This window comes from Pseudonocardia xinjiangensis, from assembly GCF_050948425.1.
GTDB classification, from domain to species: domain Bacteria; phylum Actinomycetota; class Actinomycetes; order Mycobacteriales; family Pseudonocardiaceae; genus Pseudonocardia; species Pseudonocardia xinjiangensis.
In genome coordinates, this window is sequence record NZ_CP192009.1 from 4,757,672 (window position 1) to 4,771,141 (window position 13,470).

At 73.7% G+C, this 13,470-nt stretch carries 10 protein-coding genes and 1 pseudogene; 6 read left to right on the plus strand and 5 right to left on the minus strand.

The features are described from left to right. Positions 1–78 precede the first annotated feature (78 nt). The 5 genes and pseudogenes from ACQPZA_RS22415 (at position 79) to ACQPZA_RS22435 (ending at position 3,733) form a co-directional block, all read left to right on the plus strand. Positions 79–756: a DsbA family protein gene (locus tag ACQPZA_RS22415; RefSeq protein ID WP_433273430.1), complete on the plus strand. Its 678-nt coding sequence runs from the start codon at positions 79–81 to the stop codon at positions 754–756. Between the two features lie 2 nt (positions 757–758). Next, positions 759–1,433: a vitamin K epoxide reductase family protein gene (locus ACQPZA_RS22420; RefSeq protein WP_433273432.1), complete on the plus strand. Its 675-nt coding sequence runs from the start codon at positions 759–761 to the stop codon at positions 1,431–1,433. 58 nt (positions 1,434–1,491) lie between these two features. Continuing rightward, on the plus strand, positions 1,492–1,836 hold the full coding sequence (locus tag ACQPZA_RS22425; protein WP_433282938.1) for an ArsR/SmtB family transcription factor: 345 nt from the start codon (positions 1,492–1,494) through the stop codon (positions 1,834–1,836). Then, a pseudogene (locus tag ACQPZA_RS22430) lies at positions 1,833–2,444 on the plus strand (cation transporter); the annotation flags it as partial. The gene ACQPZA_RS22425 and the pseudogene ACQPZA_RS22430, both read left to right, overlap by 4 nt. Before the next feature lie 284 nt (positions 2,445–2,728). Next, the gene (locus tag ACQPZA_RS22435) at positions 2,729–3,733 is read left to right on the plus strand and encodes a DUF1996 domain-containing protein (protein ID WP_433273434.1); all 1,005 of its coding nucleotides are present in this window, start codon (positions 2,729–2,731) and stop codon (positions 3,731–3,733) included. A gap of 10 nt (positions 3,734–3,743) precedes the next feature. On the opposite strand, the gene ACQPZA_RS22440 is transcribed toward ACQPZA_RS22435, so the two are convergent. Beyond that, positions 3,744–5,093, minus strand: a complete 1,350-nt coding sequence (locus ACQPZA_RS22440; RefSeq protein ID WP_433273436.1) for an MFS transporter — start codon at positions 5,091–5,093, stop codon at positions 3,744–3,746. Positions 5,094–5,303: 210 nt separating this feature from the next. On the opposite strand from ACQPZA_RS22440, the gene ACQPZA_RS22445 reads away from it, so the two are divergent. Next, the gene (locus ACQPZA_RS22445; protein ID WP_169395642.1) at positions 5,304–5,591 is read left to right on the plus strand and encodes a hypothetical protein; all 288 of its coding nucleotides are present in this window, start codon (positions 5,304–5,306) and stop codon (positions 5,589–5,591) included. Between the two features lie 34 nt (positions 5,592–5,625). On the opposite strand, the gene cydD is transcribed toward ACQPZA_RS22445, so the two are convergent. Genes cydD through ACQPZA_RS22465 form a run of 4 tightly spaced genes read right to left on the minus strand, consistent with a single transcriptional unit; the run spans position 5,626 to position 13,462 of the window. Then, entirely contained in the window at positions 5,626–9,063 is a 3,438-nt protein-coding gene (cydD, locus tag ACQPZA_RS22450; RefSeq protein WP_433273438.1) for a thiol reductant ABC exporter subunit CydD, read from the minus strand. Between the two features lie 22 nt (positions 9,064–9,085). Beyond that, entirely contained in the window at positions 9,086–10,444 is a 1,359-nt protein-coding gene (locus ACQPZA_RS22455) for an NAD(P)/FAD-dependent oxidoreductase (RefSeq protein WP_433273440.1), read from the minus strand. Positions 10,445–10,471: 27 nt separating this feature from the next. After that, positions 10,472–11,848 (minus strand): glucose-6-phosphate dehydrogenase, encoded by a 1,377-nt coding sequence (gene zwf / locus ACQPZA_RS22460; protein WP_433273442.1) that lies wholly within the window; start codon positions 11,846–11,848, stop codon positions 10,472–10,474. Positions 11,849–11,881: 33 nt separating this feature from the next. Further along, on the minus strand, positions 11,882–13,462 hold the full coding sequence (locus ACQPZA_RS22465; RefSeq protein WP_433273444.1) for a GMC oxidoreductase: 1,581 nt from the start codon (positions 13,460–13,462) through the stop codon (positions 11,882–11,884). Positions 13,463–13,470: the final 8 nt, after the last annotated feature.

Genomic DNA, 13,470 nt, shown 5'->3' on the forward strand with positions numbered 1-13,470 from the left:
CGGCTCCTCCCGACGCGTGCCGGACGAATGCCGGCCCACGTCCTCGACTCCCTTCGAACCCCGAGGAAGACCCAGCTCATGAACAGAAATGTGGTACTGACGGTCGGGCTCGTCGTCGCCGCGACGATCGGTTTCGTGGTGGCGCTGACGCTGTCCGGACCGGCCGCTCCCGCCGACGACGCGGCCCCGGTGGCCGCGCCCGGGGCCGTGGCCCCGGCCGAGTTACTGGTCCGTCCCGACAGCCACCTGCTGTCCACCGCCCCCGACGGCAAGGTCACCTTCGTGGAGTTCCTCGACTTCGAGTGCGAGGCCTGCCGCGCCGTGTTCCCCGCCGTCGAGCAGCTGCGGGAGGAGTACGCGGGCCGGGTCAGCTTCGTGCTGCGCTACTTCCCGATCCCCAGCCACGCCAACGCCGAGAACGCCGCCGTCGCGGTGGAGGCCGCTGCCCGGCAGGGCCGGCTGGAAGCGATGTACCAGCGGATGTACCAGACCCAGCCCGAGTGGGGCGAGCAGCGGGAGTCGCAGGCCGGCGTCTTCCGGGGCTTCGCCGAGGACCTCGGCCTGGACATGGCCGCGTACGACCGGACCGTCGCCGAGCCCGCCACCCTGGAGCGGGTCCGCTCCGACCAGAAGGACGGCATCGCCCTCGGGGTGGAGGGCACCCCGACGTTCTTCGTCAACGGCACCCGCCTCGAACCCCGCACGACCGACGACCTGCGCGCAGCCATCGACCGCGCCCTGACCGAGGCGGCGTGACGATGGCGGCACCGACTGCGGTTCCCGCCGGCGGGGGTCCTCCCGGGCCGAGCGCGCTGTCCACGGCCGCCGAGCCGCACGTCCGGCTCCTCGGCCGGGCGACCGGGTGGGTCCTCGCCGTCGGCGGGGCGGTGGGCGCGGTCGCGGCGCTCGCCCTGATCCTCGACCGGATCGCGCTGCTGAAGGACCCGGCGTACGTGCCGAGCTGCTCGATCAGCCCGCTGCTGTCCTGTGGGCCCGTGATGGCGTCACCGCAGGCCGAGCTGCTCGGGTTCCCCAACCCGCTCATCGGGCTGGTCGCGTTCCCCGTCGTCGCCACCACCGGCGTCGTCGTCCTCACCGGCGCGGCGCTCCCGCGCTGGTACTGGCTGGCGCTGCAGGGCGGCGCCACGGCCGGGGTGGTGTTCGTGCACTGGCTGATCGCGGCGAGCCTCTACCGCATCGGGGCACTGTGTCCCTACTGCATGGCGGTGTGGGTCGTCACGATCGCCACCTTCTGGTACCTCACGCTGCACAACCTCACGACGGGGCGGCTGCCGGTACCGGACCGGTGCCGGGGGGTCGCCGCCGGCCTGGCCCGCTACCACTCGACGGTTCTCGCCGCCTGGTTCCTCGTCATCGCCGCGATGATCGCGAACGCCTTCTGGCCCTACTGGGTCGGCCTCGTCGCGGCCTGACTTCGTGACCGCCCGACTTCCGATCATCGCCACGCGGCGCTAGCATCGCCGCGTGGCGATGGATTGTTGCGGGAACGACCTGACGCCGGCCGTGGCGCTGTTCCGGTCGCTGGGCGATCCGGCGCGACTGGCCATCGTGCGGCGGCTCGCCGAGGGAGAGGCCCGGGTCGTCGACCTGACGCGCGTCCTCGGCCTGGCCCAGTCGACCGTCTCGAAGCACATCGCGTGCCTGCGGGACTGCCGGCTGGTGGACTTCCGCACCGAGGGTCGGCAGTCGTTCTACTCCCTGACGCGCCCGGAGCTGATCGACCTGCTGCGCAGCGCGGAGCGGCTGCTGACCGAGACCGGCGACGCGGTGGCGCTCTGCCCGGTCTACGGCGACCCGGCCGAGGTGGCGCCGTGAGCCGCCCGGCCGTCGCCCCGGACCGCCGGGCCGTCCTGCGCCGCCGGATCCGGCTGCTCGTCGCCGCGACGATCACCTACAACGTCGTCGAGGCGGTCGTCGCGGTCACCGCGGGGACCATCGCCTCGTCGGTCGCGCTCGTCGGCTTCGGCCTGGACTCGGTCATCGAGGTCGGCTCCGCGGCCGCGGTGGCGTGGCAGTTCGCGGCGCCGGACCCCGAGCGCCGGGAGCAGGTCACGCTGCGGGTCATCGCCTGCTCGTTCTTCGCGCTCGCCGCCTACGTGACCGTGGAGGCGCTGCGCACGCTCATCGGTGGTGACCGGCCGGGGCACTCCACCGTCGGCATCGTGCTGGTCGCGGTCAGCGTGGTGATCATGCCGGTGCTGTCGTGGGCCCAGCGGCGCGCCGGGCGTGAGTTCGGCTCGGCCAGCGCGGTGGCCGACTCGAAGCAGACACTGCTGTGCACCTACCTGTCGGCCGGCGTCCTCGTCGGGCTCGTGCTCAACGCGGTGCTCGGCTGGTGGTGGGCCGATCCGGCCGTCGCGCTCGGCCTGGCCGTCGTCGCCGTCCGGGAGGGTCGCGAGGCGTTGCGTGGTGAGACGTGCTGCCCGCCCGTCCTGCTGAGTGACGAGAGCAACGCCGTCGAGGGGAGCGACGCCCGCGGCGCGATGCACGGGAGCGGTTGCGGCCGCGCGCCGGGCTGCACCTGCTGCTAGAGCGGTTGTCGCCGTCCACCGGCCCGCCGGGGAGCCGGCGGGCCGCGACCGGTTGGCCATTGCGGATCCCTGTGATGATCACGACCGCGCCGACGGCCCCCGCAGCAGAGGCCTAACCTCGGAGCCAGTGATCATGCGGTCCGCACCATCGGGGCCCGCAGACAGGGGAAGGGGGCGTGGTGATCGGTTCGGGGGGCAGGCCGGTCCGTTCCGAGTGGACCGGGTACGTGGTCGTCGCGGTCGTCGTGGTCCTCTGGGCGGCCCTGGTCTCCTGCGACGTCGGTGGCGGTGGCGGGGGCGGCGGCCACGGCGACCACGAGGGGCCCGTCGCCGCGGACTTCGTGCAGATCGCCGACGTGGCACCCGCGCCACCCCCACCCGCGGCCGCGAGCACGGGGTCGGCCGGCACGTTCAGCGAGGACTGCGGCCGCAACCAGCAGGGCATCCGCAACGCCGACAACCTGATCACCAGCCCTGGCGAGTCCGGGGGCGCTCACCATGCCCACGACTACGTCGGCAACGTCTCCACGAACGCGTTCTCCACCGACGACAGCCTCGCGGCCGCGGCCACGACGTGCGCCGACGGCGACCGCTCGACGTTCTTCTGGCCGGTTCTGCTGGTGTCCGACGGCTCGGCGGCAACCGCCACCAACGGCGACAACCTGCGCGTGCGGATCCCGGACTCGGTACTCGTGGAGTTCCGCGGCAGCCCGGTGAGCAACGTCGTGCCGATGCCGCGCTTCCTGCGGGTGCTCGAGGGCAACCCGCACGGGCTGACCGCAGGCGGGGCCGACACGGAGCACGTGCAGTGGAGCTGTTCCGGGGACCGGGCGCGCGTCACCCGGCAGTACCCGCTGTGCCCGGCGGGCCAGCAGGTGGTGCGCATCTTCGACTTCCCCAGCTGCTGGAACGGCAAGACCCTCGACAGCCGCGACCACCACTCCCACCTGCTGTACCCCGGGCCGTCCGGGCTCTGTCAGGGCGGGACGTTCCCGGTGCCGCAACTGCACATCGAGGTGGCCTACACCATCCCGCCGGGCGCCCAGTACGCCGTCGACTCGTTCCCCGAGGAGCTGCGCAGCCCCATCAGCGACCACGCCGGATACGTGAACGTCATGACGGACGCCCTCATGGCGAAGGTGGTGGACTGCCTCAACTCCGGGCAGCGCTGCACCTCGTGACCGTGGGCCCTCAGGCGTCCGCTTCGAGCCGCAGGTCGCGGCCGCGGGTCTCCGGCATCCGGATCGCGGTGACGAGGGTGACCAGCATGATCGCCGTCATGTAGACCACGACCCCGATCCACCCCGCGAACAGCTGCACGAGCACCCCCGACAGCAGCGGCGCGATGCCGCCGCCGAGCACCGCCGAGAACTCGCGCCCGAGCGCGACGCCCGCGTAGCGGTAGCGCGAGCCCGAGAGCTCGGCGAAGGCGGCAGCCTGCGAGCCCACGGTGCCGTACGCGGCGAAGACGAAGCCGATCACGATCACGAGCACGACGAGTGCGGGGTTGCCGGTGTCCAGCAGCAGGAACGCCGGCGCCGGGAACACCACGAGGAACGCGGCCACCGCGATGATGACCGGCCGGCGGCCGAACCGGTCGGTGAGCACGCCGGTGACGAACGCCGACACGCAGCCGAAGAGCGCTCCCACCAGCAGCGCCTGCGGCACCAGCCGCGAGTCCACCCCGACGGTCTGGATCAGGTAGCTGCCGATGAAGACCTGGAACACGTACGACTGCGTGTTGCCGCCGATGTTCAGTGCGAAGGTGCGGAAGAACGGGCGGCGCCCGACGGTGAACACGCTTCTGATCGGGGAGTCGAGGACGTCGCGCTCCTGCTCCTGCTCCCGTTTCGCCTGCTCGAAGACGGGGGCGTCGCGCAGCTTCCGGCGCAGGACGTACGCGGCGAGGGTCACGAACACGCTCGAGAAGAACACGATCCGCCATCCCCAGGCGAGTAGCTGCTCGTCGGGCATCAGCTGCACGAGGATCCAGACCACAGCACCGAGCGCGGTGCCCGCCGAGGCGCCAACGAACACGAGCGAGGCGTACCGGCCGCGACGCTCGCGGGGGGCGGTCTCGGCGAGCAGCACCACACCGCCCGCCTGCTCGGCCCCCGCTCCGAACCCCTGGAGCAGCCGCAGCAGGACCAGCAGCGCGGGCGCGAGCACCCCGACCTGCTCGTAGCTCGGCAGAGCACCGATGAGGAACGTCGAGATGCCCATCAGGAACAGCGTGGCGACGAGCACGAACTTGCGGCCGAGCCGGTCGCCGTAGCGCGAGAAGAACAGTCCGCCCAGTGGCCGGGCGAGGAAGCCGACCGCGTAGGTGGCGAACCCCGCGATGACGCCGACCGCCGGATCCGCGTCGGGGAAGAAGATGCGGTTGAAGACGAGGGCGGTGGCGGTGCCGTAGATGACGAAGTCGTACTGCTCCAGCGCGGTCCCGATGAGCCCGCCCCACGCCGCGGTGCGCAGGTTGCGCCGGTCGACCCGGTTGCCGGAGCCGTCGTCGATCGTGTCCGCTGCCGCGTCCTGCGTCATCGCCGGCTCCCTGTCGTCAGCGGCCGGCACCGCTCCGGCCGGCGTGATCGTAAGTGGGATGCGGTGCCGGCGCCGGGCGGCGCCGGCACCCGGTCAGCCGTGCCGGTCATCCCCACCGGGTGATGTGGACCTACCGGAGATGTTGCGACGCTCCCGCCGGCGGGGCGGGTCTGCCGCACGTCGTGACCGTGCCGAGCCAGGGAGCAAGAGATGACCGACCGTCGGACCGACCCTTCGCTCGAGGACCTCGACCGCAGGCTGGTGATCGGCGCCGGGGTGGCGTTCGCCGTCGCGGCCCTGGCCGGACTGGCCGGTGCCGTGATGGGTGGCGTCGCGGTGCTGACCGCGAGCAGCCGCTGGTACCGCCGCGCCGACCTGACCCCCCAGGAGCTCGCGAACCTGAAGTGGCAGCAGGCGAAGGCGGCAGTGGGGGCGGGGGCAGGCGCCTGGAGCGACGCGGAGCGCTCGTCCTACTCCCCGCGATCGAAGCGCGGCTGACATCCGAGCACGGCGCGGCGAGGCCCCGGGCCGGTCACGTCCGCTCGCTGACCGCGGGAGGTGCGTCCCTGCGGGGCGCCGGGGCCGAGAGGCTCACCCGCGGGAGCCCCGGTAGCTCCTCGGGGCGGTGGGTGACCACGAGCGCCGTACGTCCGGTGGTCGACCGCAGCAGGTCGGCGCACACGTGCGCCGCGGTCGCGGCGTCGAGGTGGGCCGTCGGCTCGTCCAGCAGCAGCACCGGCCGGTCGGCGAGCAGCGCCCGCGCGAGACCGATGCGTTGCCGCTCGCCGCCGGAGACGGCACCACCGTGCCTGCCGACCGCGGTCTCCATCCCCTCGGGCAGGCAGGCCAGCCAGTCGCCGAGCCCCGCACGGCGAAGCGCGTGGACGATCTCGTCATCGCCTGCCTCCGGGCGGGCGAGCAGGAGGTTCTGCCGCAGGGTGCTGTCGAACAGGTGCGTGGCGGGGCCGCACCACGCGATCCGGGCGCGCAGGTCGTCCCCGAGTACCTCCCGGGTGTCGATCCCGTCGAGGTGCACGGCGCCGGCCCACGGTTCGAGGGTGCGCAGCAGCGCGGCCAGCACCGTGGTCTTGCCGCTGCCCGTCGGGCCGGTGAGGACGAGCCGTTCGCCCGCGGGGAGGCGCAGGTCCAGGCCGGCCACCGCGTCCCGGTCGGAGCCCGGCCACCGGACGGAGAGCGCGCGGGTGTCCAGCCGCTGCCCCGGCGGCACCGGACGTGGGCGGGCCGGTTCGGACACGGCCGCGGGTGCCCGCTCCAGCTCGGCGAGCCGACGTGCCGCCGGCAGCGCGGTCGCGAGCCGTTGCGCGGCGTCCGGCAGCGCCGCGACCAGCTCGGCGGTGGCCAGCGGGGTCAGCGCCAGCACCGCCAGCGCCGTGCCGGGGAGCACGCCCGCCCGCACCGCCGCCACGCCGAGCGCCGTGCACAGCACGGTGGCACCCCCGATGGCCAGCACCGTGAGCGCGACGCCGAGGCCGGTGGCCGTGGCCGCCCGCCGGTGCAGCGCGAGCAGCCGCCCGTCGAGGGTGGCCAGCGTGCGGCGGCGGTCGCCGGCGGCGCCGAACGCGAGCAGGTCGGGGCTCCCGTCCAGCAGCTCGACCACCGCGCCGACGACCGCGCCCCGGGCCGCCGCGGTGCGCCGGGCCGCCCGCCGGGCGAGCGACACGGTGAGAGCCGGGGCGACGACGCCGGCAAGGACCAGGCCCGCCGCGAGCACGACCCCCGCCTCCGGGAGCAGCACGGCGAGCAGGGTGACGGTGCCGGCTCCCACCACCGCGGCGGACGCCGCCGGCACCAGGGCCCGCACCAGCACGTCCTGCTGGGCGTCGACGTCGCCGACCATCCGGGCCAGCAGCTCGCCCGACCGCAGCCGCCCGCTCACGGCCGGTCCCAGCCGGACGAGCGCATCCCACAGCCGGACCCGCAGCACCGCGAGCACCCGCAGTGCGACGTCGTGCGACGCCAACCGCTCGGCGTAGCGGAGCAGGCCCTTGGCCAGCCCGAACGTCCGCACCGCGACGATCGCCACGATGAGCGTCAGCACCGGCGGCTGCAGTGCCGCGGCCGAGATCAGGTACGCCGAGGTGGCCGCGAGCGCGACCGCGGACCCCAGCGCCCCGCTGCCCGCGAGCACCGCGACGGCGAGCCGGCCCCGGTGCGGGCGGACCACGGCGAGCAGCCCCCGCAGACCGGCAGCCCGTGAGTCGGGCACCCCCGCGGCCGCGGGCTCCGGATCCGGCGGGCGGGCCGGCGCCGGTCCGGGCGCGGGTGCCGGCTCCGTGCCTGCTGGGACGGTGCCTGCCGGGATCGGGGCAGCCGGGATCGGGGCAGCCGGTGCTCCGGGCAGCGCGACCACCCGGTCGCACAGGCCGAGCACCGCGCGCCGGTGGCTCACCACCACCGTGGTGCGGCCGGCGAGCGCCGCGGGCAGCGCGGCCAGCAGCGCGGCCTCGGACTCGGCGTCGATGCCCTCCGTCGGCTCGTCGAGCAGGAGCAGTGGGCGGTCGGCCAGCAGCGCCCTGGCGAGCGCGACGCGCCGCTGCTGGCCGGTGGAGAGCCCCTGCCCGCGCTCGTGCACCGCGGTGTCCAGTGGCAGGCCCAGCGCGACGGACGCGGCGACGGCGGCCACCCGGGCGTCGCTGGCGTCGGGGGCGCCCAGCCGCAGGTTCTCCCCCACCGTGCCGTCGACCAGCACCGGGCGCTGCGGCACCCAGGCGACGCGGCGCAGCCAGTCGTCCCGGTCCACGTCGGCGAGGTCGGTCCCGGCCACCGTCACGGCACCCCGGTCCGGCCGCCGCCAGCCCAGCAGCAGGTCGAGCAGCGTGGACTTGCCCGCACCGCTGGGGCCGGTGAGGCCGAGCACCTCGCCGGGAGCGATCGTGATCGACACCGCGTCGAACACCGGTCCGGAGCGCCCGTCCACCCCCACCGCGTCGAGCCGGACCGCCCCGGCCGCGGGGTCGGGTGCGGGCTCCGCCCGCCCCGGTGCCGGCTCCGCGCAGGGCGTGTCCAGCACCGCGAGGATGCTCTCCGCCGCGACCGCACCCTCGGCGCTGTCGTGGAACCGGGCGGCCACGGCGCGCAACGGCTGGTACACCTCGGGCGCCAGGATGATCACCAGCAGGCCGGTCGCCAGGTCGAGCTGCCCACCGACGAGGCGAAGCCCCACCGACACCGCGACCAGCGCCACCGACAGCGTGGCCAGCAGTTCCAGCACGAGCGACGACAGGAACGCCACCCGCAGGCCCCGCATCGTCTCCACGCGGTACCGCTCGGACATCGCCCCGATCTGCTGCCCCTGCCGGCGCGCGCGCCCGTACGCGGTCAGCACGTCGAGCCCGGCGACGACGTCGACGAAGTGGTGGCCCAGCACCGCCAGCGCTCGCCACTGCCGGCCCGTCCTTGCCCGCGTGTGCAGCCCGATGAGCACCATGAACACCGGGATCAGCGGGACGGTGACGCCCACGACCAGCGCCGAGACCCAGTCGGCCGTGAGGATCCGGACGGCGACGACGAGCGGCACCACGGCGCCGACGAGCAGCTGGGGGAGGTAGCGGCCGACGTAGCCGTCGAGGCCGTCGACACCACGGCTCGCCAGGGTCGCCAGCCCTCCCGTGGCGGGGAGTCCGGGGTGGCGCGGGCCCAGCCGCAGCACGTGGTCGAGCACGGCGGCGCGCACCTGCGTGACCGCCGCTGCCGCTGCCCGCTGGGCGGCGACCTCCGCCCCCCAGCTCAGCGCGGCCCGGCCCAGCACGACGGCGGACAGGGCCATGAGCGGTGCCGCGAGCTCGGCGAGCCCGGCGCCACCGAGGAACCCGCTGGCGACCGTCGTCGCGAGCAGCTCGGCCTGCGCGATCACCAGGAGCGCGGTGGCCACCCCGATCGCCGCCCCTACCCCGACGAACCGGCGGACGGCCGGGGCGTGCCGCAGCAGCCGCCTGGTCGGTGCGGTCATGGAGGCACGGGGGGCACGGTCGTTACGGCCCGACGGCCGGCCGGTCCTTGCCCGGCGGCGCCTCGTAGACGGTGCGCAGCTCGTCGATCTGCTGCGTCGTGTACGTGCACTGGTGGCGGTTGTCCCGGATGAAGACGTTGGCCCAGGTGATCACCGCGCTGAAGCGGTTGCGGTAGCCGGTGAGGAAGGCGAGGTGGATGAACAGCCACGCCAGCCAGCCGGGAAGCCCCGCGAAGTGCACCGGGCCCGCCGAGACGATCGCGTTGCCGCGGGACAGGTAGGCGGCCGAGCCGAGGTCGTGGTAGCGGAACGGGCCGACCTCCTGGGCCCCCGGGTTCTCGATCCGGTGCCGGATCCGGCGCCCGGCGTGGGTTCCCGCCTGCATCGCGACCTCGGCCACGCCGGGCAGCCCGCCGAGGGACATCATGTCCCCGATCACGGAGATGTCGGGGTGGCCGGGGATCGTGAGGTCGGGGTTCACCTGGATGCGCCCGGCCCGGTCGCGCTGGGCGCCGGTGGCTGCCGCGATGGCCGCGGCCAGTGGCGGTGCCTCCACCCCGGCGGCCCAGAGAACGGTGCCCGCGTCGTGCCGGGTGGTCGCCCCGGCCTTGTCCTCGACGTCCAGGCCGAGGCCGTCCACGGAGGTGACGTGGGTGCCGAGGTGCAGCTCCACGCCCATCTCCTGCAGCGCCGCCGCGGCCTTGGCCGACAACGCCTTGCCGAAGGACGCGAGCGGGGCGCTGCCACCGTCGAACAGCAGGACGCGGGCGTCCTCCGGGCGGATGCGCCGGAACTCCGACCGCAGGGTGCGGGTGGCGAGCTCGCGGATCTGTCCGGCCAGCTCCACCCCGGTGGGCCCGGCGCCGACCACGGCGAAGGTGAGCCAGCGCCGCTGCTCCTCGGGGTCCGACGCGGTCTCGGCGAGCTCGAACGCACCGAACACCCGCCGCCGGATCTCCAGCGCGTCGGCGATGGTCTTCATCCCGGGCGCCCACTGCGCGAACTCGTCGTGCCCGAAGTACGACTGCTGCACGCCGGCCGCGACGATCAGGTCGTCGTAGGGCAGCGTCATGGGCTCGCCACCGGGGCGCAGCGCGAACACGCGGCGGGCCGCCGGGTCCACGTCGACGACCTCGGCCAGCACGCACTCGACGTCGCGTCCCTTGAAGACCTCCCGCAGGGGCGCGGCGATCTGGCCCTCGGAGAGGATCCCGGTGGCGACCTGGTAGAGCAGCGGCTGGAACAGGTGGTGCTGTGCGGAGTCGACGATCGTCACGGCGATGTCCTCGCGGCGCAGCGCACGAGCGGCGTAGAGCCCGCCGAAGCCGCCCCCGACGATCACGACGCGGTGGACGGTGCCCCGATCCAGATCATCTGCCACGGTGTCCTCGCTTTCCTGCCCGGTGGGTCACCCCGCCGGGTCGTGCCAGTCGTCGCCGTTCGGCAGCAGGCCGTCGGCCTCCTTCGGCCCCCACGTGCCGCGCTGGTAAGTGTGCACGGGGACGATGTCGCCCAGCACGGGGTCGACGACGCGCCAGGCTGCTTCCACGGTGTCCTGGCGGGCGAACAGTACGCGGTTGCCGCTCAGGGCAGCTCCGATGAGTCGGTCGTAGGGACGCATGTCCGACGCGCTGTCCTCGGCGAACACGAGATCCTGCAGCTGAGGCTCGCGCCCGGCGCCGGGTTTCTTCCCCGCGAGGGCGAGCCCGATCTCCGTGTTGGGCCAGATCCGGAACCTCAGCGTGTTCTTCAGTCGAGTCCGCCCGACTCCGAACACGTCGAAGGGCACGGGCCGGAACCGGATGCTGACCTCCGTCGCGGTCACGGGCATCGTCTTGCCTGCGCGGATGAGGATCGGCACCCCCGCCCAGCGCCACGAGTCGAGCGTGAGCCGGACCGCGACGTAGGTCTCCACCGTCGACGCCGGGTCGACGCCCTCCACGTCGTGGTAGCCCTCGTACTGGCCACGGACGGCGTCCGCGGGCGTCAGCGGGCGCAGTGCCGAGATCACCCGCGACTTGGAGTCGAGCCACGAGTCGGGGCCCGACCCGTCGGGCGGGTCGGCGATGACGCTGGCGAGCACCTGCAGCATGTGGTTCTGCACGACGTCGCGGATGGCGCCCGTGCGGTCGTAGAACCGCCCGCGGTCGGCCACGTCGAACGCCTCGGCCATCGTGATCTGGATGCTCTCGACGTGGTCACGGTTGAGCAGCGGCTCGATCATCGAGTTGGCGAACCGCGCCACCAGCACGTCGTTGAGGGGGTCGAGTCCCAGCCAGTGGTCGACGCGGTAGATCGCGTCCTCGGGGAAGTGGTCGTGCATCGTCTTGTCCAGGGCGATGGCGCTCGCCAGGTCGGAGCCGAACGGCTTCTCCACCATCACCCGGGCGCCGTCGGCCCGCCCGGCCCCCGCGATGCCCTCGGCGATGCGCCCGAACAGGACCGGCGGTACCTCGAGGTAGAACAGGGCCTGCCCGCAGCCGCCCATCTCCCGCGACATCGCGTCGTAGGTGGCGCTGTCGTCCAGGTCCCCGTCGACGTAGCGGAGCAGGCCGAGCATCGTCCTGGCCGACGGCGACTCCGGATCCATGCCGTTGTCGCGCAGGGACTGCGCCGCGTACTCGCGGAACCGCTCGAGGTTCCATCCGCTGCGGGCCACCCCGATGACGGGGACGGTGAGCACCCCCCTGTCCACCAGCCCCACCAGCGCGGGGAACGTCTCCAGCTTGGCGAGGTCACCGGTCGCCCCGAAGATGACCAGCGCGCCCACGTGGTCGGTAGCCATCGTTGCTCCTGTCCGTCGGGTGGATGCTGCGGGTCAGCCGAGACGTTCGAGCACGTGGTCACCGACGCGCAGGGCGTTCGCCATCGCCGTCAGGGACGGGTTCACCGCACCGATGCTCGGGAAGAAGCTCGTGTCGACCACGTAGAGGTTGTCGACCTCGTGCGCCCGGCAGTGGACGTCGAGGGCGGACGAGGCCGGGTCGGTGCCGAACCGGACGGTGCCCGCCTGGTGGGCCGTGGCCCCGATCGGCATGCCCTTGTGCAGGTAGATGCTGTGGTCGAGCAGGTGGTTCTCGTGCATCCCCAGGTCGCCGAGCCGTCCCTGCAGCTCGTGGCGCAGCCGTTTCAGCCCTTCCGTGTTGTGCTTCTCGTCGATTGCGAGCCTGATGCGCCCGTCGCCGTCGAGGGTGACCCGGTTCTCGGGCAGGGGGAGGTCCTCGCCGCAGAGCCAGAAGTCGACGGCGTGGCGGGCGAGCTCGTCGAAGGGCATCTCGGGGGCGACCCGGCCCGCCCAGCGCGGGGCGTTGGCCCGGACCTGCTCGGCGTCGGACTTGCCGAGCATCTGGATGCCGCCCATCGGGTGGTCGAAGTCCTCCGAGCCGAGGTACCAGTCGTGCAGGGCGAGGGTCTTCTGGAACCGGGTCGGGTTCGGCTCCTTCGACACCGCCATCAGCGCCACGTTGTTGTGCCGCATGTAGTGCCGCCCGACCACGCCCGAGCCGTTGGCCAGCCCGTCGGGATGCCGGTCGGTGGCCGAGCGCAGCAGCAGGGCTGCGGAGTTCACGGCACCGCACGCGACCACCACGACGTCGGCGCTGAAGCGGACGCTCTCCCCGTCGTCCAGCTCGGTGACCACGGCCGTGACCGAGCGGCCGCTCGGGTCCGTCTCCAGCCGGGTCACGTAGGCACCGGTGAGGAGCTCGACACCCGCGTGGAGCAACGCGGGATCGACGCAGATGACCTCGGCGTCGGACTTCCCCCTGACCAGGCACGGGAACCCGTCCACGCGGTCGCAGCGGATGCACGTGCTGCCGTGGGCGGCACCGCCCTGGGGATCCTGCGTCAGCCGCACCCCGATCGGGAGGTGGAACGGGTGCAGTCCCTGCTTCTCGAGGTCGTCGGACAGCTGCTGGATCCGGGGCTCGTGCGCGACGGGAGGGAAGAGGTAGTCGGCGCTCGCCGGCCCGCCCGTCGGGTCCTCGCCGTGGCGCCCGTGCACCTCGTAGAGGTGTTCGGCCTCGGTGTAGTAGGGCTCGAGGTCGGCGTAGTCGATCGGCCAGGCCGGTGAGATCCCGGAGTAGTGGCGCAGCTCGCCGAAGTCCTGCGGGCGCAGCCGGAACAGCGCCGCGCCGTAGAACTTCGTGTTGCCGCCGACGTAGTAGTTCACCTCGGGTGGGAACTCGTGGCCGTTGCGGTCGAGCCACATCTCGGGAGCCCGGTACCGGGCTCTCACGAAGACCTCGGTGGAGTCCCAGTTCGCCCGCTCCCGCGGCAGGTAGCCACCGCGTTCGAGCATCAGGACCCGCTTGCCCGAGGGGGCGAGCCGGTGGGCGAACGTGCCGCCGCCCGCACCCGTCCCGATGACGATGACGTCGTAGTGGCGGTCCTCGGACACCGAGCCTC